General features: G+C 68.3%; 18 protein-coding genes. 10 read left to right on the top strand and 8 right to left on the bottom strand.

All coding sequences use genetic code 11. The features are described from left to right. Positions 1–136: 136 nt before the first annotated feature. From SLNSH_RS04525 to SLNSH_RS04535, 3 genes are all read right to left on the bottom strand, one after another. Positions 137–1,735 carry an ABC transporter ATP-binding protein gene (locus tag SLNSH_RS04525; RefSeq protein ID WP_106335486.1) on the bottom strand — a complete coding sequence of 533 codons (1,599 nt, stop codon included), beginning with the start codon at positions 1,733–1,735 and terminating at the stop codon, positions 137–139. Positions 1,736–1,764: 29 nt separating this feature from the next. Continuing rightward, positions 1,765–3,348, bottom strand: coding sequence for a gamma-glutamyltransferase family protein (locus SLNSH_RS04530; RefSeq protein ID WP_106335487.1), 1,584 nt, complete (start codon positions 3,346–3,348; stop codon positions 1,765–1,767). 269 nt (positions 3,349–3,617) lie between these two features. Continuing rightward, positions 3,618–4,817, bottom strand: coding sequence for an ROK family transcriptional regulator (locus SLNSH_RS04535; protein ID WP_106335488.1), 1,200 nt, complete (start codon positions 4,815–4,817; stop codon positions 3,618–3,620). A 212-nt stretch (positions 4,818–5,029) separates the two neighbouring features. Here SLNSH_RS04535 and SLNSH_RS04540 point away from each other — a divergent pair, with 212 nt between their 5' ends. Genes SLNSH_RS04540 through SLNSH_RS04555 form a run of 4 tightly spaced genes read left to right on the top strand, consistent with a single transcriptional unit; the run spans position 5,030 to position 9,678 of the window. Next, positions 5,030–6,538 carry an ABC transporter substrate-binding protein gene (locus SLNSH_RS04540; protein WP_106335489.1) on the top strand — a complete coding sequence of 503 codons (1,509 nt, stop codon included), beginning with the start codon at positions 5,030–5,032 and terminating at the stop codon, positions 6,536–6,538. Between the two features lie 51 nt (positions 6,539–6,589). Further along, the gene (locus tag SLNSH_RS04545) at positions 6,590–7,531 is read left to right on the top strand and encodes an ABC transporter permease (protein ID WP_106335490.1); all 942 of its coding nucleotides are present in this window, start codon (positions 6,590–6,592) and stop codon (positions 7,529–7,531) included. Beyond that, a complete protein-coding gene (locus tag SLNSH_RS04550) occupies positions 7,528–8,403 on the top strand; it encodes an ABC transporter permease (RefSeq protein ID WP_106335491.1) in 876 nt (291 codons plus the stop codon). The genes SLNSH_RS04545 and SLNSH_RS04550 overlap by 4 nt, the downstream gene beginning before the upstream one ends. A 15-nt stretch (positions 8,404–8,418) precedes the next feature. After that, a complete protein-coding gene (locus SLNSH_RS04555; protein ID WP_280954452.1) occupies positions 8,419–9,678 on the top strand; it encodes a Gfo/Idh/MocA family protein in 1,260 nt (419 codons plus the stop codon). Positions 9,679–9,916: 238 nt separating this feature from the next. Here the strand turns inward: SLNSH_RS04555 and SLNSH_RS04560 are convergent, their stop codons facing one another. Continuing rightward, complete coding sequence (locus SLNSH_RS04560; RefSeq protein WP_106335492.1) at positions 9,917–10,999, bottom strand: alpha/beta fold hydrolase; 1,083 nt, start codon at positions 10,997–10,999, stop codon at positions 9,917–9,919. A gap of 289 nt (positions 11,000–11,288) precedes the next feature. Here SLNSH_RS04560 and SLNSH_RS04565 point away from each other — a divergent pair, with 289 nt between their 5' ends. The 6 genes from SLNSH_RS04565 (at position 11,289) to SLNSH_RS04590 (ending at position 18,403) form a co-directional block, all read left to right on the top strand. Next, on the top strand, positions 11,289–12,893 hold the full coding sequence (locus SLNSH_RS04565) for an ABC transporter substrate-binding protein (protein WP_106335493.1): 1,605 nt from the start codon (positions 11,289–11,291) through the stop codon (positions 12,891–12,893). 61 nt (positions 12,894–12,954) lie between these two features. Continuing rightward, positions 12,955–13,974 carry an ABC transporter permease gene (locus SLNSH_RS04570; RefSeq protein WP_425352977.1) on the top strand — a complete coding sequence of 340 codons (1,020 nt, stop codon included), beginning with the start codon at positions 12,955–12,957 and terminating at the stop codon, positions 13,972–13,974. Then, a complete protein-coding gene (gene nikC / locus SLNSH_RS04575) occupies positions 13,971–14,894 on the top strand; it encodes a nickel transporter permease (RefSeq protein ID WP_106335495.1) in 924 nt (307 codons plus the stop codon). Before SLNSH_RS04570 ends, nikC begins: the two co-directional genes overlap by 4 nt. Then, positions 14,891–15,757 carry an ABC transporter ATP-binding protein gene (locus SLNSH_RS04580; protein WP_106335496.1) on the top strand — a complete coding sequence of 289 codons (867 nt, stop codon included), beginning with the start codon at positions 14,891–14,893 and terminating at the stop codon, positions 15,755–15,757. The genes nikC and SLNSH_RS04580 overlap by 4 nt, the downstream gene beginning before the upstream one ends. Next, a complete protein-coding gene (locus SLNSH_RS04585; RefSeq protein WP_106335661.1) occupies positions 15,754–16,518 on the top strand; it encodes an ABC transporter ATP-binding protein in 765 nt (254 codons plus the stop codon). The genes SLNSH_RS04580 and SLNSH_RS04585 overlap by 4 nt, the downstream gene beginning before the upstream one ends. A 52-nt stretch (positions 16,519–16,570) precedes the next feature. After that, positions 16,571–18,403, top strand: coding sequence for a methyl-accepting chemotaxis protein (locus SLNSH_RS04590; RefSeq protein WP_106335497.1), 1,833 nt, complete (start codon positions 16,571–16,573; stop codon positions 18,401–18,403). Between the two features lie 21 nt (positions 18,404–18,424). Here the strand turns inward: SLNSH_RS04590 and SLNSH_RS04595 are convergent, their stop codons facing one another. Genes SLNSH_RS04595 through SLNSH_RS04610 form a run of 4 tightly spaced genes read right to left on the bottom strand, consistent with a single transcriptional unit; the run spans position 18,425 to position 22,905 of the window. Continuing rightward, entirely contained in the window at positions 18,425–19,267 is an 843-nt protein-coding gene (locus SLNSH_RS04595) for a hypothetical protein (protein ID WP_106335498.1), read from the bottom strand. A 51-nt stretch (positions 19,268–19,318) separates the two neighbouring features. Continuing rightward, a complete protein-coding gene (locus SLNSH_RS04600) occupies positions 19,319–20,431 on the bottom strand; it encodes an HlyD family secretion protein (RefSeq protein ID WP_106335499.1) in 1,113 nt (370 codons plus the stop codon). Positions 20,432–20,441: 10 nt separating this feature from the next. Then, positions 20,442–21,728 (bottom strand): glycosyltransferase family 2 protein, encoded by a 1,287-nt coding sequence (locus SLNSH_RS04605; RefSeq protein ID WP_158266679.1) that lies wholly within the window; start codon positions 21,726–21,728, stop codon positions 20,442–20,444. 7 nt (positions 21,729–21,735) lie between these two features. Next, entirely contained in the window at positions 21,736–22,905 is a 1,170-nt protein-coding gene (locus tag SLNSH_RS04610) for a TackOD1 domain-containing metal-binding protein (protein WP_106335501.1), read from the bottom strand. Between the last annotated feature and the right edge of the window lie 819 nt (positions 22,906–23,724).

Genomic DNA, 23,724 nt, shown 5'->3' on the forward strand with positions numbered 1-23,724 from the left:
TCGGCCGGCCGATCCCAAGTGGCTTCCTTGGCCATAAGTGACGATCAGCCAAGCTCTGGCTGTTACTCTTGCCGTTCTCGTTCCACGGCCACATCGGCCGGAGCCTAGATCAACAACTAATCCGCCCGTCCTCGGATCAGGCGTGCAACCCTGGCACGGCCGCAAGCAGCTCGCGGGTGTAGGGATGCTCGGGCGCCGCGAACAGATCCCGCGCCGGGCGCATCTCGACGATTTCGCCGCGACGCATAACGGCGATGCGGTCGCACACCTGGGCGGCCACGTGCAGGTCGTGGGTGATGAACAGCATCGACAGACGCAGCCGCGCCTTGAGGCCGTCGAGCAGCTCCAGCACCTGCTTCTGGACTGAGACGTCCAGGGCGGACACGGGCTCGTCGGCGACGATGAGCTGCGGCTCGAGCGCGAGCGCACGGGCGATCGCCACCCGCTGGCGCTGGCCGCCGGAGAACTCGTGGGGGTATCGGTCCGCGCTTCGCGGGTCTAAGCCCACCATGCCGAGCAAGGCGCGGGCCCGCTCCAAGGCCTTCGCCTTCGGCACGCCGGCGGCGATAGGCCCGTCGGCGATGCTCAGGCCGATGCGGCGGCGCGGGTTAAGGGACGCGAACGGGTCCTGGAAGACCATCTGGACATGACGGCGCGCCTGCCGAAGCCGGGCGCCGCTGGCCGCCGTCATCTCGGCGCCGCCGATCCGGATGGTCCCGGCATCCGCCTCCAGGAGGCGCGTCACCAGCCGCGCCACGGTGGTCTTGCCAGAGCCAGACTCGCCCACCAGCCCCAGGGTCTCGCCGCGGCGGATCACGAAGCTCACGTCCCTGGCGGCCTGCACGACCCTCGCCTCCCCGAACAGGCCGGATCGGCTCGCGTGGGTCTTCGTGAGTCCTTTCACCTCGCAGACGACGTCCTCGTCGCCTCCCGCGTGGTCGGGCGGACTGAGCGAAGGAATCGCGTCCAGCAGCGCGCGGGTATAGGGGTGCTGCGGGCGCGTGAGGACGGCTTCAGCCGTCCCTTTCTCAACAACTCGACCCTTCTGGAGCACGACTACGCTGTCCGCAATGGCGCGCACCACCCCGAAGTCGTGGGTGATGAACAGCACGCCCATGCCGCGGCGGCGCTGCAAGTCGCGGATAAGCTTCAGGATCTGCGCCTGGGTGGTGACGTCGAGCGCCGTGGTCGGCTCGTCGGCGACCAGCAGCGCCGGCTCGAGCGCGAGCGCCATGGCGATCATGGCGCGCTGGCGCTGCCCACCGGAAATCTCGTGGGGAAAGGCGCCAAGAATGCGGGCGGGGTCAGGCAACCCGACCTCCCCGGCCAAGGCCAGGGCCTTGGCCCGCCGTTCCGCAGGCGACAATAGCCCGTGCGCCTCGAACACCTCGGTGATCTGATCGCCGATGCGCATGACAGGGTTCAAAGCGGTCATGGGCTCCTGGAAGACCATGGCGATCGCCCGTCCCCGCATCGCGCGCCAGTCTGACGGGCCAAGGGCCAGCAGATCACGGCCCTGGAATGCGATCGCGCCGCCCTCGGGGCGGATGACGCGCGGCAGCAAGCCCATCAACGCCTGCGCGCAGATCGACTTGCCCGAACCGGATTCGCCCACCAGGCACACGATCTCGCCACGTCCCACCACAAAGGAGACGTCGCTGACAGCGTGCGGCCGGTCGGCCTCCGGCGGCAGGGCCATCGTGAGACGGTCGACCGTCAGCAGGGCGTCGGACATGCTCGGCTCTCCTGCGTGCCTGCCCTGGATCAGTAGCCTAGGGCGATTCCATCCTTCCGGTGGTCCGTGCCGCCCAAAAGAACACCCTTGGCGTGGTCGATCCAGATCGCCTGGCAGCCCCCCAGCGGTTCGTCGGCCCAGGCGGTCTTGTGCCCGCGCCGTGCGAGGTCGGCTCGCACCTCCTCGGAGATGGTCGGCTCAAGCTGAAGCACGCCGTCGAAGCTGAAGCTGCGCGGCCGGTCGGACGCCGCTTGCGGATCATCCCCGTGTTCAACCACGCGGGACAGGATGTGCGCGTGGCCAGCAGCCTGGTACTGGCCGCCCATGACGCCGTAGGGCATCACCGCATCGCCATTTCGCATCAGGAGACCGGGGATGATGGTGTGCAGCGGACGCTTCCCGGGCCCGATGCAGTTGGGATGGCGAGGGTCAAGCCGGAATCCGGCGCCTCGATTCTGCAGCAGGACCCCGCAGCGGGGCGCGTAGATGCCGCTACCGAAGGCGAAAAACAGCGAGTTGATGAACGAAACCGCGTTCCGGTCCCGGTCAACAACGGTGACGTAGACTGTGTCGCGGTGCGCAGGGCCGTCGAAGGCGTCGGACTCCAGCGCCCTGTCCAGGGTGATGGGCCGGCGCAGACGCTCCACGAAGCGATCCGACAGCACCTCCTCGACGTCGAACGGACTGAACGCCGGGTCCGCCACCAGCAGGTCGCGCTGCCTATAGGCCGCCTTGGTGGCCTCGGCCAACAGGTGGATGCGATCCGCGTCGCCGAGCTTGGGGGCGCCGAGGTCGAAACCCTCCAGGATCCGCGCGATCAGCAGGGCCGCCAGGCCCTGCCCGTTCGGAGGGCACTCCAGAAGCCGATGGCCGCGATAATCCGCCCCGATCGGCTCGCAATATTCCGAGACCTGACCGGCGAAGTCCTCGGCCGTGTGCAGGCCGCCCTTGCCCGCCAGCACGGCCGTGATCTCCTCCGCGACCGCGCCCTCGTAAAAGGCGGCGCGGCCCTCCCGGGCGATCCGGCGCAGGGTCCGGGCCAGCGCCGGATTGCGCATCCGGTCGCCTGCGGCGGGCGCGCGGCCGTCGGGCAGGAACATGCGGGCGGCGTCCTCGTGAGCCGCCACGCGCTCCGCATAGCGAGCCCAGTCCAGGGCCACACGCGGCGTGAGCACATAGCCTTCTTCGGCGGCCTGGATCGCCGGAGCGAGCGCCGCGTCCAGCCCTTTGCGACCGTGGTCGGCGGAGAGCCTGCACCAGGCGTCCACCGCCCCGGGGACCGTCACAGCGTGGGCGGAGCCATCCGGGATCTGGTCCATTCCATGCTCGGCGAACCAGGCGCAATCGGCGTTGGCGGGCGCCCGTCCCGAGCCGTTGATCGCGATCGGCTGGCCGTTCGCCGGCTTGAACAAGGCGAAGCAGTCTCCTCCAATGCCGGTCATGTGCGGATCGATGACGCCCTGCAGCGCGACGGCCGCGATCGCGGCGTCTATGGCGTTGCCGCCGGCCCTGAGCACCTCCACGGCCGCAAGCGTCGCGGCCGGATGGGAGGTCGCGGCCATGCCGTTCTCCGCGATGGCCACCGACCGGCCGGGCTTCATGAAATCGCGCATCTGATCCGTCCCTGATCGTCGTGCTGGTGGTGTCCCGTGCTTGCCAGCTCCAGCATGCCGCGCTCGCGTCGCACACCACCACCTCGGCATGACCGTGCAGCCACAGGGCCGAGGCGGGGCAAGCTGTCGTCACCGGCCCACCAGCGTGTCGCGGATCGCTTCGGCCCTGGACGGCCTTGCCGACCGCCCCGATGGCGCGCCTGCGCGAGGGGGCGCCGCCGCACCGGCGGCGTCTGGCAGGACGAGGAGGCGCAGCAAGCGATTCATCGTCACGCGGCCGTCACGGCGTCGTCCGGTTCGGCGGGCAGGTCGGTCACTCCGAACATGGCGTCATACAGGGCCAAAAGCGCCGTGCCGACCGCGCCCACAATAGCCGCGCGGCTGCCGAGTGCACTTGGCTCCACCCGGAGCGGCTCGGGCATGAAGCGCGGCAGCAGGGAGCGAACGGCGTCGACGAGCTCCGGACGCGCCCCAATGCTGCCGCCCAGCACGATCAGCTCAGGGTCGAGCACCGCCCGCACCGCCATGAGGGCCTGCGCCAGGAGCCGGGCCACCTCCTCCACGGTCGTCCGGGCAGCCGGATCACCAGCATTCCATCGCTCGAAGATCGCCCGAACATCATGCGCGTCGGCTCCGCCGAGCCCGCGGTAGCGTTCCAGGATGGCCACGCCACCAATGGCGGTTTCGAGGGTTCCGAGGCGGTAACCGCGCGAGTCGAAGGGGTCGCCGCCCAGGGGCAGGTAGGCGATCTCGCCCGCGGCTCCCCGGGCCCCGCGCACCAGCCGGCCGTCGGCCATCATGCCCATGCCGATCCCGGTGCCCAGCGCCACAAAGGCGAAGGTGCCGGACTCGCGGCAACAACCCCGCCACCGCTCGCCCATGGCTGCCAGGTTCACATCGTTCTCGACGACCATTTCGAAGCCCAGGCGCCGGCGCAATTCGCCGGCAACGTCGATTTCGTCCAAACCCGGGATGTTGGGAGCGATGTTGATCCTCCCGCTCCCCGGTTGGAAAACGCCCGGACTGCCCATGGCGCCGCAATGAATGCGGCCGTGATCGACGCCTGCCGATGCCGCGGCCTTGGCGGAAAGGGCTCCGATCTGCTCGACGACATGGCGGCCGCCTCGTCGATCGGTGGCTTCCACCTCCTCCGACACGATCGCGCCCGCAAGGTCGGCGAGCGCAACGTGCACCTTGGTGCCGCCGAGGTCTACGCCGAGGACATAACGCCGGCTGACGTCGATTTCGTAGGTCGTGGCGCTGCGGCCGACGAAGCCCTGCGTTTGCCCACGCTCCCGCACCCAGCCGTTCGCCTCCAGCTCGCGCACGACCTCGGACGCCGTCTGCTTGGAAAGCCCGGTGACGCGCGCCAATTCGGCGCGGGAGAGAGAGCCGGCGCGCATCAGGGCTTCCACGACTGCCCGAACGGACATCTGGCGGGCCAATGGAGGGGTCGAGAGGTCAGCCATGCGCCTCTGTTCGTCCGGGACGCTGACAAACTCCGCCCTAGCACGACCTTCTGTCAATCTCCCAGGTGCTTCGGCTTCTCTCTTCGCGATTGCCAATCGATTGTCGTACCCGAATTCGTCAGGGTTCTTTACATAAGGATGTTCACATGCATCGATGACAGGCAGGGGAATGTGCGCCGCTTGTTCGGGGCGGCGGTGGGAGGGACTTTCACATGCGCTTGCGCCGGTCGCTGCTGCTCGCCTTCGCGTTTACGCCGCTTCTCGCTTTCTGCAGCGCCCAAGCGACGACCCTCCGGGTCGGCATCCAGGACGACCCCGACGCGCTCGACCCGGCCACCAGCGGCACCTACACGGGCCGGTTCGTGTTCGCAGCGCTGTGCGACAAGCTGGTCGACATCGGGCCCGACCTCAGCATCGTCCCTCAGCTCGCCGAGAGGTGGACGCTCGCGGACGACCAGAAGTCAGTCGTCTTCACCCTGCGCAAGGGGGTGACGTTCCACGACGGCGCGCCCTTCGACGCGGCGGCGGTGAAGTTCAACATCGAACGCATGCTGAGCATGAAGGATTCCCGCCGGAAGGGCGAGCTCGCTCCCGTGTCGAGCGTGGAGGTTCTGGCCCCCGACCAGGTGCGGATCAACCTCAAGGAGCCCTTCGCCCCGCTGCTGTCGGTTCTCAGCGACCGCGCCGGCATGATGGTGTCCCCGGCGGCCGCCTCCAAGGAGGACTTCGCCGCGCACCCGGTGTGCGCCGGGCCGTACCAGTTCGTCGAGCGCAAGTCCCGCGATCTGATCCGACTTCAGAAATATCCCGGTTACTGGAACGCCAAGGACTTCGGCTACGACGAGATCGTCTACTCCTACATCCCGGACTCGACCGTGCGCCTGGCCCGGGTGCGCGCCGGCGACCTCGAATTGGCCGAGCGCATCGCCCCGACTGATCTCAAGACCATCCGGGACGACAAGAACGTCAAGCTGCACGGCGCGCCTGGTCTCGCCGTGTCCCACCTGATGGTGAATGTCGGCGCGGGCGAGAAGGCGAATTCGCCGCTGGGCAAGGATGCGCGCCTGCGCCACGCCTTCGAGCTGTCGATCGACCGCAACGTGATCAACAAGGTTGCTTTCAACGGGGAGTATACGGCGGACAACCAGATGATCCCGCCATCGGACCCGTTCTACCCCAAGACCCATCCGATCCCGACGCGCGACATTGCGGCCGCCAAAAAGTTGATGGCCGAGGCCGGCGCCACCAGCGTTCCGGTCGAGCTCACCTTCGAGAACTCGCTGACCGACGCGCGCGTCGCCCAGATCGTCCAGTCGATGGCCAAGGAGGCGGGCTTCGACGTAAAGCTTCTGCCGCTGGAGACCACCACGGCGATCCAGCGCTATCTGGCCGGCAACTTCGAGATGTATATCGGCAACTGGAGCGGCCGGGGTGATCCCGACCCGACGCTTTACGCGTTCTTCGGCTGCAACGGCGGTCAGAATGTGAACAAATATTGTAGCCAGCAGCTCGAGGACGTGCTGAACGCCGCCCGAGCGGAAGGCGATGTCGCCAAGCGCAAGCAGCTCTACGACAAGGCGACCGGGATCTACCTGGCGGACCTGCCCACGATCCCGATTTACCATCCGAACTGGTATTTCGCGGCCCGGGCGAACGTGGACGGGATCAAGGTCTATCCCGACGGCCTGCTGCGCCTGCAAGGTGTGAAGCCCGCTCGATGACGAAAGCGGGGCGGCCTCCTCTCGCCCCATCCCGCTCGTGCGAGTGATGCGATGTTGCGCTTCCTGACGAGCAGACTGGCCGTGGCGATCCCGACCCTGCTCCTGGTATCGGTGCTCGTTTTCAGCCTGCAGAAGCTCCTCCCCGGCGACCCGGCGCTGGCGCTCGCCGGCGAGGACCGCAGCCCGGAGGTGATCGCCTTCCTGCGTCACAAGTACCAGTTCGACCAGCCGATCCCCGTCCAGTACTGGACTTGGCTGAAAGCCTTCGCGTCCGGAGACCTCGGCACCTCGGTCCGCACGGGCTTGCCGATCGGCCAGATGGTGGCCGAAAAGCTGCCCGTCACCATGGAGCTGTCGCTGCTTTCCATGCTGATCGCATTGGCGGTCGGCGTGCCGGCCGGCCTCGCGGCGGCCCTGAAGCGCGGGACCCCCATCGACTACGTCGTCGGGGTGATGGGATTGGCGGGACTGTCTATCCCGAGCTTTTGGCTCGGGATCATGCTGATCCTGCTGTTCTCAGTGAACCTTGGGCTGCTGCCCTCCGGCGGGTACACGCCGTTCTTCGAGAGCCCCTGGGACAACCTGCGCACGATGCTGCTGCCGAGCCTGGTTCTCGGCTCCGCATCGGCGGCGATCATCATGCGCCATACGCGCAGCTCCATGCTCATCGTGCTGCGACAGGATTTCGTCCGCACCGCCCGCGCCAAGGGGCTGCCGGAAGGAATCGTCGTGGTCCGGCACGCGCTGCGCAACGGTCTGATCCCTGTGGTGACGCTGGCCACCCTTCAACTCGGACAGTTGCTCTCGGGCGCGGTGCTCACGGAGCAGGTGTTCGGCATCCCTGGCTTCGGGAAGATGATCGTTGATGGCGTGTTCAGCCGCGACTACGCCGTGGTGCAGGCCGTGGTGATGTGCGCGGCCGTGTTCTTCCTGCTGCTCAGCCTCATGGCCGACCTGGCGTATGCGGCTCTGAATCCGAGGATCCGCGCATGAGTGCGCGCGAGGCGCCCGATGTTCACGCTGCGCCCGGCTGGCTCGGGCGCAGGACCGTCACGGGCCAGCTGGCGCGCGAGCCCGCGTTCCTGGTGGGCGGGTTCATCGTGCTCCTGTTCGTCCTTGTCGCTCTGTTCGCCCCGTGGGTCGCCCCCTATGATCCGAACGCTTCGGATTGGATGGCCATCCGGCAGGCGCCGTCGGCGGCGCACTGGTTCGGCACGGACGACTTGGGGCGGGACGTGCTCTCCCGCGTCATCTTCGGCGCGCGAGCCTCGCTTGCGGCGGGGTTCCTCTCCGTGGCGATCGCCATGGCCTTCGGCGCGCCGCTCGGACTGGTGGCGGGCTATTTCGGCGGGATTCCGGACATCATCATCTCCCGGCTCATGGATGCGCTGCTCGCCTGTCCGTTCCTCGTGCTGGCTATCGCGCTGGCGGCCTTCCTGGGCCCTAGCCTGCAGAACGCCATGATCGCCATCGGGGTCTCGGCCATGCCGGTGTTCGCGCGGCTCGCCCGCGGGCAGACGCTGGCGGTTCGGGCCGAAGACTACGTAAGCGCGGCCGTCTCCGTCGGCCTGTCTCACCCCAAGATCCTGGTGGCTTACGTCCTGCCCAACATCATGCCGCCCATCGTGGTGCAGGCGGCGCTGACCACCGCCATAGCAGTGCTGGCCGAGGCGAGCCTCGCCTTCCTTGGCCTGGGCCAGCTTCCCCCGGCGCCGTCATGGGGCAGCATGCTGGACGCGGCGCGGCAGTTCCTGATTGAGGCGCCCTGGATGGCGATCTGGCCCGGGCTCGCCATCGTCACCGTGGTGATCGGCTTCAACATGCTCGGGGATGCGCTGAACGACGCCCTGAACCCGCGCGACTGAGCGAAGGAGGACAACGTGGATCATACTCAGCTTCCCACGCTCCGCATCGGCTTCATCGGGGCGGGATTCATGGCGAATTTCCACCTCGCCTCGCTTACGGGCGTGCGTAACGCGCTGGTGGCAGGCGTGTACAGCCCGCGGCCGGCGCGCCGGGAGGCGTTCGCCGCAAAGGTCCGCAGCCTCGACCTGGGGCCGTGCGTCGCCTATCCGACGCTGGAGGCGATGCTGACCTCGGGCGAGGTCGACGCTGTGTGGATCGTCAATCCGAACCACGCCCACATCGAGGTCATGACGGAGATCCATCGCCTGGTGACGGAGGGCGCCACCCCCGCACTGCGGGCCGTGGCATGCGAAAAGCCGCTCGCACGGACGCTGCGCGAGGCCCGGGAAATGCTGCGCCTGATCGAGGACGCCGGCCTGCTGCATGGCTACCTGGAGAACCAATTGTTCTCGACGGCCGTTCAACGCGGCCGCGACATCATTTGGCGCCGCGCTGTGCCGGCTACCGGGCGCCCTTACATCGCGCGGGCCGCCGAGGAGCACAGCGGGCCGCACGAGCCCTGGTTCTGGCAGGGCGAACTGCAGGGCGGCGGCGTCCTCTCAGACATGATGTGCCACAGCGTCGAGGTCGCCCGGTTCCTGCTCACGGCGCCCGGGGAACCGCGCGATGCGCTGAAGCTCGTCTCGGCCAGCGCCACGGTAGCAAACCTGAAATGGACGCGCCCGGCCTATGCCGAGCAGTTGAAGGCCTCAATGGGGGCGGCTGTGGACTACGGGCGGCGCCCGGCCGAGGACTTCGCGCGCGGGCTGCTGACGCTAGAAGACGCCCATGGCCAGCAGATGGTCATCGAGGCGACGACCTCATGGGCCTATGTGGGCCCGGGCCTTCGTATCACCCTGGAGCTTCTCGGGCCCGAATACGCCTTGGAGTTCAGCTCCCTCAACACCGGCCTGAAGGTGTTCATGTCGCGCGCGGTCACGGGCCGCGCCGGCGAGGATCTCGTCGAGAAGCAGAACGCCGAACAGGGGCTGATGCCCGTGCTTGAGGACGAGGCAGGGATCTACGGCTACACGCTCGAGAACCGTCATTTCGTGGAGGCCTTTCGCAAAGGTGAAAAACCCATGGAGACATTCGTCGATGGCGTGGAGGTGGTCCGCATGCTGATGGCGCTTTACCGGTCGGCCGAGCTTGGCCGGACGGTCTCAATCTCCGACGAAGACCTGGACGACTACGTTCCCGTCGTTGCGCGTCCCCGAAATCAGACCACCGGCTGAGGGGAGCGGTCCACACTATCGCGCGCAGGCGGGCCCCGACGCGTGCTCATGACCTGCCAAATCCTTGCGTCCCCCGCCACTCGACTGTTCGATGCCGCCCCCGAAGGATTGAAGCCTCCCGTTGTCGGACCAGCCATCGTCCGAAGTGAGCGGCAATGCGATCCACTTGTGAGCAGGTCCGCCGCAGCATGCTGGGAGCGGCGACCAAGGACCGCCACACGCCTCGCATAGCAGCGGCTTACTGGCCAGGGTTGAGAGGGCGCCGGGGCGACGAAGCCAGGAAGCTCTGCAGCTGCTCCTTCCAGAACTTGGCGTTGCCCGTCGTCCCATGCCCCCGCGTGTCGACGCTCGCTGGGATGAGGTGGAGTTTCGCGTTCGGCAGCCGCTTCAATTCCCTGTCCATGATCCCCGTCTCGGGTGGATTGCGTTCGTCGTCCGCCGAGTTGATGGCCAGCACCGGCGCCTTGATCCGGTCAAGCTTGGGCGAAGCGTTGTAGTCCCGAGACGAGTTCCACTGGTACATGAAGTCGTTGGCGTCAGCCGTGAAGGGCGCCGCCAGGCGTTCGTCCAGCAGCTTGTCGGCCTTCTCGCGCGTGGGCGCGAGCGCCTGGTAGGCCATCGAGCCTCCGCTCGTGGCGATCCCGAAAAACGCATTCGCCACGCGGAGCGCCTTCGGCTGCTCGGTGTAGTCGCCATTCTTCCAACCGGGGTCGTTGCGCACGGCGTCGATGATCATGCGCCGCATCATCCAGTTCCGGCTCGACATCTCGGTGGGCTGGGACGCCATCGGGACGAGCGCGTCCATCATGTCCGGATAAGACTCGCCCCACATCCAGGTCTGCATCCCGCCCATCGAATTGCCGAGCACGAGACGCAGGTGCTTGACGCCGAGCCCCTCTGTGACGAGCCGGTGCTGGGCCAGCACCATGTCGTCGTAGTTGTAGGACGGAAACCTGGCCCTCAGGCCATCGGAAGGCTTGGACGACTTGCCCGCGCCCAGCGCGTCGGGGAGGATGATGAAGAACTTGGCGGCGTCCAGCGGTTGGCCCGGGCCAAACAGCTCGTCCGCGAAGGCGGGAGTGAGCATGCTGGCGCCGCTCCCCGCAGTGCCGTGGAGGATCAGCACGGGCGGGTTCGCCGGGTCCCCGATCGTGGTGTAGTGCAGCTTGATCTCCGGCAGCGTCTCGCCGGTGTGGAACCTGAAGTCCTTCGCGACCCAATCGCCTTCCTTCGGCGACGGGTAATTGGCCGCCATCGCGAGAGGCGCCGCAAAAAGGAGCGCGAAAGCCGCGGCTCCCGCGAAGAAGCGTGTGACGAGCATCGATGTCCTCCCTGAGCGGGCGGCTTGAGCCGCGCTTCGCGGAGGAAAGTTCCGACGGGCGCTGGCGTGACGCAAGGGGTGAAAACCTCGCGCGCGCATCAACTGGACGCGAGCGCAGCGGGAACGGCGGGCTTGGCGGCGTCAGCGAGAGGCGCCCCGCCCATCGCGTTTCAGGTCCCCTCCTCCTCTCCGGGCGCAAGTCGTCACCAAGCCGTATCTGGGCAGTTGAATCTTTCAACCAGTGATGCAGAGTTCGCAGACTTCGCTCGAATACGGGAAGCCACCTCGCATGAAGCACTCCACGTTCCGCGCCGCCGCCCGCCTCATCAGCGCCGGCGCCTTCGCGGCGATGCTGGCCGGCGCAGCCGCCGCAGCGACCCCCAAGGACACGCTGGTGGTGGCCTGGGCCATCGATGACATCATCACCATGGATCCGGCCGAGACTTTTGAGATCTCGACCGGCGAGATCATGGGCAACTCCTATGACCGCCTGCTGCGCTACGACGTCAACGACCCCTCCAAGCTCGTTCCCGACCTGGCGAAATCCTGGACGGTGTCCGAGGATGGCAGGACCTTCACGTTCGAGCTGCGGGACGGCGCCAAGTTCGCCTCAGGCAATCCGGTCACGGCCGAGGACGCCGCCTTCTCCCTGCAGCGCGCCGTCATCCTCGACAAGACGCCCGCTTTCATCCTGAGCCAGTTCGGCCTCACCAAGGATAACGTGAAGGACAAGGTGAAGGCGACCGGCCCGCTCACCCTCACGATCGAGACGGACAAGTCCTACGCGCCCAGCTTCGTGCTCAACTGCATGACCGCCAACGTCGCCGCCATCGTGGACAAGAAGCTCGTCCTCTCGAAGGAACAGAACGGCGATCTCGGCTACGCCTGGCTGAAGACGAACTACGCCGGCTCCGGCCCGCTCAAGATCCGCGAGTGGCGCGCCAACGAGATCCTGGCGCTCGAGCGCAACGACAACTACTACGGCGAGAAGTCAAAGCTCGCCCGCGTCATCTACCGGCACGTCAAGGAGGCCGCCACGCAGCGGCTGCTGCTCGAGAAGGGCGACGCCGACGTGGCCCGCAACCTGACCCCGCAGGATCTCGACGCTCTCGCCTCGAACAAGGACATCAAGGAGACGGGCACGCCCAAGGGCACGGTTTATTACATCAGCCTCAACCAGAAGAACCCGAACCTGGCGAAGCCTGAGGTCCGCGAAGCCTTCAAGTGGCTGGTCGACTACGGCGCCATCGGCGACACCCTGATCAAGAACATCGGCATCATCCACCAGAACTTCCTGCCGGTCGGCCTGCTCGGAGCCTCGACCGAGAACCCCTACAAGCTCGACGTCGACAAGGCGAAGGCCCTGCTCGCAAAGGCGGGGCTGGCCAACGGCTTCAAGGTGACCATGGACGTGCGCACCGTTCAGCCGGTGCAGGGCATCGCCGAAGCGGTGCAGCAGACGGCCAAGCGGGCCGGCATCGACATCGAGATCATTCCGGGCGACGGCAAGCAGACGCTCACCAAGTACCGCGCCCGCTCGCACGACATGTATATCGGCCAGTGGGGGGCGGACTACTGGGATCCCCACACCAACGCCGACACCTTCGTGCGCAACCCGGACAACTCGGACGACGCCAAATCCAAGCCGCTCGCCTGGCGCAACGCCTGGGACATCCCGGAGCTGACCAAGAAGGCGGACGCGGCGGCGCTGGAGCGTGACACGGAGAAGCGCAAGGCCATGTACCTGGACATGCAGGCCGAGTTCCGGAAAACGAGCCCCTTCGTGATGATCTACCAGATGAACGAAGTGGCCGCGTACCGAAGCAACGTGGTGGGCCTGAAGATCGGCCCGACCTCCGACGCGACCTACATGTTCAAAGTCTCCAAGCAGTAAGGGCGCGCCTTTGGCCCACGCGGAGCGAGTTCAGGGAGGCGGGCGCCGCAACGCCCGCCTCCTGCGCGCGGCCGATTCCGTCGGCCGCTTCCTGGTCGTCATCCTGCTCACCTATCTCGGCCTCCTGGCGGTGACCTTCTTCATCGGCCGGGTGATCCCGATCGATCCCGTGCTGGCGGTCGTGGGCGACCGCGCGCCCGAGCACGTGATCGCGCGCGTGCGCGAGGAGATGGGCCTCAACAAGCCCCTCTGGGAGCAGTTCTTCATCTATGTGCAGAAGGTGCTGCAGGGCGATTTCGGCCGGTCCGTGCTGACCTCCAACCCCGTCCTGCAGGACATCCGCCGCGCCTTCCCGGCCACGATCGAGCTCGCGACGCTGGGCATCATCCTGGGCGCCGGCATCGGCGTGCCGCTGGGCGTGTGGGCGGCCGTGCGCCGGGGCGGCCTCGCCGACCAGCTCGTGCGCGTCATGGGGCTCATCGGCTACTCGGCGCCGATCTTTTGGCTCGGCCTCATGGGGCTGCTGGTCTTCTACGCCCGCCTGGGCTGGGTCTCGGGACCCGGCCGCATCGACGTGGCCTACGAGTACACGCTGACGCCCGTCACGGGCTTCATGCTGGTCGACACCGCCATGGCGGGTGAGTGGGAGGCCTTCGGCAACGCCTTCTCGCACCTGATCCTGCCCGCCTCGTTGCTGGGCTACTTCTCGCTCGCCTACATCAGCCGCATGACCCGGTCCTTCATGCTCAACGAGCTGAACCAGGAATACGTCACCGCCGCCCGCGCCAAGGGCCTGTCGGAAGCGCGCGTCATCTGGCGCCACGCGCTGCGCAACGCCATGGTGCCGCTCGTCACCGTGATCGCGCTCTCCTATGCGGGGCTGCTGGAAGGCTCGGTGCTGACGGAGACCGTGTTCGCCTGGCCGGGGCTCGGCCTCTACATCACCAACTCGCTGCAGAACGCCGACATGAACGCCGTGCTGGGCGGCACCATCGTGGTCGGCTCGATCTTCATCGGCCTTAACCTGCTCTCGGACCTGCTCTACCGGGTTCTCGACCCGCGCACGAGGGCCACGCGATGACGGTCGCTCCTGCATCCGCCGAGACCTGGCGCGAGTGGCTCATGTCCGACCGGCCGCAGTCCCGCCGGCAGGCGTCGCTCGGCCGCGCCTACGGCGCCTGGCGCGCGTTCGCGCGTAACCGGCTGGCCATGGCGGGACTGGGCATCGTGCTGGCCCTGCTGCTCATGGCGCTCTTCGCCGACCAGCTCGCGCCCTATTCGCCAACCGTCGGCGACCTGCGCACCACGCGCCTGCTGCCGCCTTCCGCCGCCCACTGGTTCGGCACGGACGACCAGGGCCGCGACATCCTGTCCCGGATCATCTACGGCTCCCGCATCACGCTGTTCGTGGTGGTGCTCGTCGCCGTCCTGGCCGCGCCGATCGGCCTCGCGGTGGGGACGATCGCGGGCTACGCGGGGGGACTCGTCGATGCGGCGCTCATGCGCATCACCGACATCTTCCTCGCGTTCCCGCGGCTGATCCTGGCCCTCGCCTTCGTGGCGGCGCTGGGACCGGGAATCGAGAACGCGGTGATCGCCATCGCGATCACCTCGTGGCCACCCTACGCGCGTATCGCCCGGGCCGAGACGCTGACCATCCGGCAGGCGGATTACATCGCCGCCGTGAAGCTCATGGGCGCCTCGCCCGGGCGCATCGTCCTGCGCCACATCATGCCGCTGTGCGTCTCCTCGGTGATCGTCCGCGTCACGCTGGACATGGCCGGCATCATCCTCACCGCGGCGGGGCTCGGCTTCCTGGGCCTCGGCGCCCAGCCGCCCTCGCCCGAGTGGGGCGCGATGATCGCCAACGGTCGGCTCTACGTGCTCGACCAGTGGTGGGTCGCCGCCGCCCCCGGCGCCGCGATCTTCGTGGTCAGCCTCGCCTTCAACCTGCTGGGCGACGGGCTGCGGGACGCGCTCGATCCGAAAGGCGTGAAATGAGAGAGCCCGTTCGTGACCCTGCCGTCAGGTCCGACATGCTCGTCGTGGACGATCTTCGCGTGTCCTTTCCCAACCGCGACGGCGGCTTCACGCAGGCGGTGCGCGGCGTGTCCTTTACGCTCGGGCGAGAACGGCTCGGCATCGTGGGAGAATCCGGCTCGGGCAAATCCCAGACGGGCCGGGCCATCATGGGCCTTACCGCGCCCGAGGGCCGGGTCACCGCCAAGACGCTCGCGTTCGACGGCGTCGACCTCATCAACTGCCCGCCGCGGGAACGGCGCCGACTCCGCGGGGGCCGGATCGCCATGATCCTGCAGGATCCCAAGTTCTCCCTGAACCCGGTGATGACCATCGGCGACCAGATCGTCGAGACCCTCGACGCTCACGCCAAGGTGTCGCGTCGCGAGGCGCGCGAGCGCGCCCTCGAGACGCTGCGGCAGGTTCAGATCGATGATCCTGGGCGCGTCTACGATCTTTATCCCCACGAAGTCTCAGGCGGGATGGGCCAGCGCGCCATGATCGCCATGATGCTCGTCGCGGAGCCGGACCTTCTGATCGCCGACGAGCCGACATCGGCCCTCGACGTGACCGTGCAGTTGCAGGTCCTCGCCATCCTCGACAGGCTCGTGGCCGAGCGAGGGATGGGCTTGATCTTCATCTCCCATGACCTGCGCCTCGTCTCGACGTTCTGCGACCGGATCCTCGTCATGTACGCCGGACGCGTGGTGGAGGAGCTGCCCGCGGGCGGCCTCAAGGACGCAAAGCATCCGTATACCCGCGGCCTCGTGAACTGCCTGCCCCGCCTGCGCGAGGATCGCCACCCGCTGCCCACGCTCGACCGACGACCGGAGTGGGCGCTGTGAAGGCTGGCCTGTCCATCGAGGGCCTGCGGGTCGTCTTCGACGATTTCGTCGCGGTCGACGACGTCTCGATCAGGGTCGAACCCGGCCAGAGCTTCGGCATCGTGGGCGAGTCCGGGTCCGGCAAATCGACCTTGCTGCGCGCCGTCGGCGGGCTCGCTCCGAAAAGCGCCGGCGTGATTTCGCTGATCGGAGCGCCGGACCTTCCCGAGCCGGGCAGCCGCGCGTTTCGCCGGCGCGTCCAGATGGTGTTCCAGGACCCCTACGGCTCCCTGCACCCGCGGCAGACCGTGGATCGCATCCTGGCCGAGCCGCTGGCCATCCACGGCATCGGGGACGCGGACCGACGCATTCAGCAGGCCCTCGACGAGGTCGGACTGGGGACAGGTTTCCGCTTCCGGTATCCGCACCAGCTTTCGGGCGGGCAGCGCCAGCGCGTCGCCATCGCGAGGGCCCTCATCCTCGAGCCGCAGATCCTGCTGCTGGACGAACCGACGTCGGCGCTGGACGCTTCCGTTCAGGCGGAGGTGCTGAACCTGCTGGAGGACATGCGCCGGCGGCACGGGCTCACCTTCGTGATGGTGAGCCACGACCTCGCCGTCGTCACCTATCTGTGCGATCAGCTGATGGTCATGCAGCGAGGGCGCTCCGTGGAGAAGCTCTCGGCCGATGATCTTGCCCAGTCGCGGGTCGCGGAACCCTACACCCAGCGTTTGATGACCGCCTCGATCGGTTTTCGACGCGATAGGACCGAGACTTTCTAAGACATCGCCCAGTGTTAAACACGACTCAAGAATTGACCCGCACAGTCGCGGCATGACATCGCTGCACGTCGCTCTGGCCTACTTTCACAATGCGTCACAGTTGATCTGCGCGCTCCTGGCGGCGAGCGTCCTGAGTCCTTGGACGGCGCGGCTCGGCGCCACGCGCCCGCTCGCCATCGGCCTCGTGTTCGCCGCCATCGCGGGGCTGAGCATGGCGGACCCGGTCCGCCTCCTCGAAGGCTTCGCCTTCGACGGTCGCAACGCGGTCCTGGTCATCGCCGCGGCCTGGGGGGGCCCGTGGGCGGCCTGGATCGCCGGGACGCTGGTCGCCGCCCTGCGCTGGCACATGGGCGGCGTCGGCATGGTTCCCGGGCTCGCCAGCATCGCCGTCGCCGTGGGCGCCGCGGCGCTGCTGGCGTCGTGGCGACCAGGGCGGTGGCGCGAGGATCTCCCCGCCTACGCCGTCATCGCAGGGCTCGCCACCGTGGGCGGCGTGCTCGGCCTCGGCAGCCGGTCGCAGATCGAGGCGCTCGCCCCGTTCCTGCTGGTGACCGGCGCCGCGAACGCCGGACTGGCCTACCTCATGGGTCGGCTGCTCGCCTGGAACATGAGGCAGTTGCGCGCGGCGCGCGACCTCGCCGACGCCGACCGGCGCCTGCAGGCGCTGGTGCGCAACATCAAGGGCAGCGTGTTTCAGTTCGTTCGCGACGATGATGGAGCCATGCGTTTCACCTATGTGTCGGAAGGCATCCATGGCCTGATCGGGATCAGCGCCGCCCAGCTGTTGGCCGATCCGCGCGTTCTGCTCACCGCCCTGCACCCCGACGACCTCCCCCGCTACCGGGCCGCCCTGGCGGAGTCGGCGTCAACGCTTGCGCCGGGCTCCTTTCGCGGGCGCTACATTCTCCGGGGCGCGACGGTCTGGCTGCAATGGGACGCAGTTCCTCGGCTCGAAGGCGGCAGCCTGATCTGGGATGGCGTCGTGGTGGACGTGACCGAACGCGTCGCCGAAGAGCAGCGCGCGGAGGAGACCAAGCGACGCGTCATGGCCGAGACGGCGGAGCGATTGGAGGATCAGCTGGGAGCGGCGGTCGCCGCGCTCGCCTCCTCGGCAGGGGAGATCCGCGCCGAAATGGAAGCCATGCTGGGGCGCGCGCATGAGGCCTCGACCGCCACCAGCCTGGCCAAAGGAGTGGCGCTGCAGACCGTGAAGACCGCCGGGCGACTGCGGGCCGACGCCGTCGCGCTCGCCGCCTCCGCCGCGGCCGTGGCCTCGACCACGCAAGCCATGGCGGAGACCGCTCGGGTCAACGCCGAAGACGTCATGCGTTCGCTGGCCGATGTGGAGGAGCTGTCGCGCGACTCGCAGGAGATCGACCGGATGGTGTCGGCGATCGGGGAGGTGGCGGCGCAGACGAACCTCCTGGCCCTCAACGCCACCATCGAGGCGGCGCGCGCGGGCGAAGCCGGCCGCGGCTTCGCCGTGGTGGCCAACGAGGTGAAGGCGCTGTCGACCCAATCCGCCCAGGCCGCCAGCCAGATCGGCGCCCTCGTGGCGCGCATTCACGCCGCCGTCGCGCGCACGGTCGTCTCGATCACGTCGGTCGCGCAGGATTCGACGCGCCTGGGCGCCTCGGCGTCGGACCTCGCCTGTTCGTCGGAGCAGTGCGCCGGCGCGGCGCACCGGATCGGTTCGGCCACGGAGGATTCATCCCGGCAGGTCGAGAAGCTGGCAGAGCTCCTGGAGCGCTCCGACACGCACGTGCATGGCGCCGTGGAGGCTGCCGACCGGGTCGCGCAGGGGGCCGAGTCCCACGCCCGGCATATCAGCGCGGTCGCCGGGGAGTTGGAGAACTTCGTCCGCGGCGTGCGGCCCGCCGCCTGAAGAGAGGCGGGGGCGGAGGGCTCACCCTTCCAGCATGCGCCGCAGGGCTTCCAGCTCCTGGAAGGCGAGGCCCCGGTAGAGGCCGGGCCCGAGCGCAGCCGCGCCCGCATGCATGGCGGCGCATCCCCCGACGAAGTCGTCCCGCGGCGCCGACGACCAACTTGTCCCGGGTTCGTCGGGGTTGGGCTCCACGAGCACGCCCAGCCGCCAGGGGCGGCGCGCTCGCGCGCACGCGCGCGCGGACGGCTCCGCCCAGGCGAGCGCGCGCTCCACCCTGCTGCGATACGCCATCACGGAGACGGAGGAGACGCTGCGGAGCAGGCCGTCCAGGAGGGCGCCGTCTGCGCCCTGGGTGGCGGCGAAGATCGGGTTCACGGCGGCGTCGATCTCGGCGTCCGGCCAGTTGGCCCGGACCTGGGCGAAGAAGCGCATGGTCCCTTCGGCGAGGGCGCCACGCGCGCCCGGGTCGCGCCACTCCCGTCGGGCCTGCGGCTCGACGTCGAGGTGCAGCGCGTCCAGCAGCCCCGCGCGCACGCAGCGGCCGACCAGGGCGAGGTGCTCGGGCAGGCGCGCCGGCCCGTCGGCCCAGTCGGGCTCGCCCAGGCTGCCGAAGACGCGGACGCCCTGGCGACGGAGACCGGCGACGACGTCCGGCGCCGGCCCCCTGCCGCCCAGGAGCGCCTCGGCGCCCGCGGGACTCGTGTACAGAAACACGGTCCCGATCGTCTGCCGCGCGCATAAGCCGGCGAAATCCTGCGGCCTGAGCAGGGGCTCGCCCCAGACCCACGCCGCCTTGGGGATACCCGGCCAACCATCAATGGCCTGAGCGGCCCGCGCCTGACCGACAGAGGCGGCGCCCAGCATGGCGCACATCGTCCGACGGGTGAGGAGCGCGCCCGTCACCGGCGAAGAGCCCTAAGGGTCGTTGCGGCTGACCACGACGTGCGGGTCATGTCCGCGTCCCATCGCCACGGAGGCCGCCGCTGCCGCCGCGCTCACGACCAGGCTCTGGGCCTTGTCGATCAGGTTCGCCGGCGCGAGCGGGGTGCTCACCGTGATCTTCGCCTGAAGGGGGAACACCGTTCCGTCCTCGAGCCCCACCCGGATCACCTGGCGGCGCTCTATCGCGGCGAAGTTGGGCTGGAACTCGCCGGGCAGCGTGTCCGTCAGTCCCTCGATGCGCTCCACCCGGCCTTCCCGGCGCGTCGCGCCGTCGCTCACCACGACGGCGTCGCCCCGATGGATGGCGTAGAGGCGATTGGTCGGCACATAGGCGACCACGAACTTGCGCCCATGGTGAAGGTCCGCGACGGCCTCCCCGGGGCGCAGCACCGATCCGGGCGACGCCACCCTTGCGCCCACCGTGCCGTCCACGGGCGCCACGATGATGCCGTCGCGGTAGGCCGTGCGGGCCTTGTCGAGGGCCGCCGTCAGGCGCTCGCGGTTGGCCGCCAGTGTGTCGAGCTCGGCGACGAGGCTCGATCGTTCGGCCCGGAGGCTCGCCTCCTCCCGGGCCGCTTCATAGCGCTCGTGCGCGAGTTCGGCGCGGCGGGTCACCGTGGAGAACCCCTTCTGCCCGGCCTTGTCGACCACGCTCCAGGCGGCCTCCGCGTCCTGGGCGCGGCGTTCCGCCGAGGGCAGCGTGGACTGAATGGCGCCGAGGCGCGCTTCGATCTGCAGGCGGCGGGTCTGCGACTGGGCGAGGCGCGTCTCCAGATCCGAAACGAGGTCGAGCATCTGGGTGGACACGACGGAGGCGATCGGCTGCCCTTGCGCGACCCGGTCTCCCGGCTTCACCGAAACGGACACGACCTGGGCGGTGTATTCCGCCCCGACCACTTCGCGGTCCTGCATCACGAGCCCGTCGGCCGCCAGCAGCAGCAACGGGCCGGCCACGCTGTAGGCGATCCAGCCGGCGCCGGCCACCAACGCCCCGAGATAGATCCTGCGGGCGAGCGACTGCGACTGGCGAGCCTGGTTGGCGAGGTTGTCGGGCCGCGGGCGCACGCGCAAGGATTTGATGGCCATGACTTTTCCCCTATTTCCAGGTGGCCCAGTCGCGGATCTTCTGGGGCGTGTAGTTGTCCCGCAGCGAGCGGGAGAAGATCCACTCCGTGGCGAAGGCGTAGAGCCGGTCGAGCCGCATCAGGTAAGACTGGAACGGGCCGAACAACGGCACAAAGGCCAGCAGCCTCCAGTAGCGGAAGTGACCGGAGACGAGCAGCGCGCAGCAGAAGAACAGGACGTCGAAGCTCAGCAGGAAGATCGACACGGATCCCAGGAGCACGATCCCGAAGCCGCCATAGGTCGTCACCAGCCAGGTGACGTAGAAAGGGAAGACGACCGTCGGCAGCAGGTTGAACAGCACGAAATCCCACTGGTGCAGCGTCTCCGTCCAGCGAAAGCCCTGGCGAAACGGGTTGAACAGGCGCTTGTACTTGCGCATCCGCACCCAGAAGGTGTCGCGCTCCCACCGGTGGCGCTGGCGCAACAGCGCGTAGAGCGTGTCGGGAACGTCCGTGTAGCAGATGGAATGGCGCGCGAAGGCGACCTTGTAGCCGGCCATGCGGAGGCGGACCGTGAAGTCGAAGTCCTCTCCGCCACCCGTGTCCATGCCGTGGACGCGCATCCAGGGCCGGCGGCGAAACGCCCCGAAGGCGCCCGAGATGCAAGCGACCTGGCCGAGGACATCCGCGTAGGCTTTTCCCAGCGAGATCGACACGAGGTACTCGATGCCCTGGAGGGAGGAGACGATCGACTTGCGCCAGTTGCGCACCAGGATGTTTCCAGCCACGCCCGCCAGGGCCGGGTCCTCGGCGAGTGGGCGCAGCAGCTCCTCGATCGCATTGGGTTCGAACGAGCAGTCGCAGTCCACCACGACGAACACGTCGCCCCGCGCCACGCTGGCCGCCAGATTGAGCGCCGAAGGCTTGCTGCCGCGCAGGTCCAGGCGGATGGCCGCCTCGACGAGTCCTTCGCGCCGTAGCCGCTTCATGATCTCGAAGGTGGCGTCGGTGGAGCCGTCGTCGACGCAGATGATCTCGAAGTCGTTGAAGGTCTGCTGCCGGAGGGAGCGCACGCACTTCTCGATCGCGTCCTCCTCGTTATGGCCAGCCAGGAGAATGGATACGCGCGGAAGCGGCCCAATCGGGCCGTGACGGCGACGCTCGCGAAACAGCAGCATGGCCGCAGTGGCCTGCACGCCCAGGAAGTAGCGCGGCAACTCGGCCACGAAGGTGAGCCAGAACAAGGCGATCACGGACCACCCCGGCAACTCCCAGAGCAGCCGCCAGCTCGTCCCCAGGGTCTCCGCCAACCCGCCCACGCGCGCCTCACCCGGCCGCGCCGGCAAGAAGAGGCTCGACATCCTCCAGGCCGTAGACGCCGTAGTCGGCCTCCGGAGGATCACGCAGCAGGCTTTCCAGAGCCTGCCTGATCCGGGGCAGTTCGGCGACGACGTCCTCCTTGGAATCGCCCTGCAGGAAGGCGAGGAAAATCGGCGGGCTCGCTATCGTTTCCGTGTCGATGGTGAAGGTCTCGGCGAAGACGTGGCCGAAGAGCCCGCAGACCTGTTCCCAGTCCCTGGCAGGACGGGCGCCCCGGTGCAGGCGTGCGACGAGGATGCAGGCTGGCTCCCTCGAGGTCTTGGCTTTGGCCAGGAAGGCGGCGACGCGCTCACGGATCGGGCGCCCGTCGGCCTCCGGCAGGGGGAAGCCCGAGAGGACTTGGCAGCGTCCCGCCTCGGTGAGCTCATACGACCAGACCGGGCGCGTGCTGGTCTGCTCCGCATCGCCCTCGGCGGCGCAATCCAGGCAGACGTAGCCGACCGCGCTGTCCGAGGAGGCGTGGCCGCATGCGCCACAAACCAGAACCGATCCGGGACGGTCGTAGTCGACGCTGAAATATTCGAGGTCTCGACGGCAGTGCGGGCACACCAGCCGGGAGCCTTGCCGGAAGTCCTGTTCGGGAGCCTGCGCGGAACACCGCAGGTGGTGAATGATCGCCTGCTCCTTCAGGTCCGCGCTGTGGCAGGAGCAGCAAAGCTCGCGCAGGCTGAGGCGCGCGGAGGCGCAGCGCGGGCACACGGTCAGCCGGTCGAAAAAGACGCGGCGCAGGAAGCCCTGGTCGGCGAGCCGCTCCGCCATGAGCCCCAACCCAGGGAAGATCGCCTCGTCCGGAAATCGAACGGTCTCCGGCACGCGCGGGTCGCGCCTCGGCTGAAGCGGGCGCTCCCGCACGCTCAGTCGCGCCAGCAGGAGAAGCCGCGGGTCGGTGGACGCCCAGATGCTGGCCGGGAGCGTCCGCAGGCGCTCGATCATCGGCCGCAACTCGCTCAGGGCCTCGGCCAGCGCCTCACGGCTTCGCACCGGCAGGTGAAGTTCGTCGGTAGGATACGCGGCGGCGCCGTGGGCGAAGCTCGCGTCGATAACGGGCAGGATCGCACGAAGGGAAGGAAGGACGCGAAGCTGATTGATCCCCACGTCCGCCGTACGGACCAGCACGTCGGGTCTCGACGCCACGTCGACGCCGGTCGGGTCGGCGCCGGCGGGATCAAGCGGAAACGGAAAGCACCCCACAGTGACCGGCGCCTGCGAGGCGTCGACGCACGATGCGAGTTCAAGTCCTGAAGGTGGCTCTTTCCCGACAACACTCGTGATCTCGGAGTACTTCGGTGAAACGCTGGCATTGCCGAAGGTCGAATGAAGCACTGAATGACTCCGATCCTTTCGGCCCCCTTCCGGGAGGTCCATTCAGGAGGCCTGATTTGTTCCAGATCGTACCTGCACCAGCAAGATAGGCTTTTTGTTCAGCCGCTTTGCCGTTAGGATTAGTCAGTTCGGGCATGGCGGCCTGCATGCTCGCGGGCGGAGTACCACGGGCTTCTGGAGCAGGAGGACAAACAGAGACGCGGCTGGGCAGACCAGGGCGGGCGAGACCGGGTGTCTGGGAGGGCCGTCAAACCGGCCCGAAGCGCGCGCCAGCGAGGCCGAACGGGCGGCCCGGCGTGATTTTCAGGTCTTGCATCGTGGATCGGCAGCGCCCTGGACGCGCTCGATCCGGTTCGGGCGATCGCTGCTCGGCGCCCCCCGTCGGACTGCCGGAAGCTGGCCCCCTGGATTGGTCGAACGGCGACCATCCGGGCGCCAGCCTTATCCGGATGATCCCTTGCAAGCGGGGTGGGTTCGCGACCACCGTCGGATGTCGCCCTCAAGGCGGCTCCGACGATGCCCATCCCGCCATGATCGCCAATAGGCTTCTTCGCATCCTGTCCGCCTGCCTCGCGATTGCGGCGGCAGCGCCGGCCGCGGCCGAGGCCCTGG

The sequence above is a fragment of the Alsobacter soli genome, assembly GCF_003004785.1.
Lineage (GTDB): Bacteria > Pseudomonadota > Alphaproteobacteria > Rhizobiales > Beijerinckiaceae > Alsobacter > Alsobacter soli.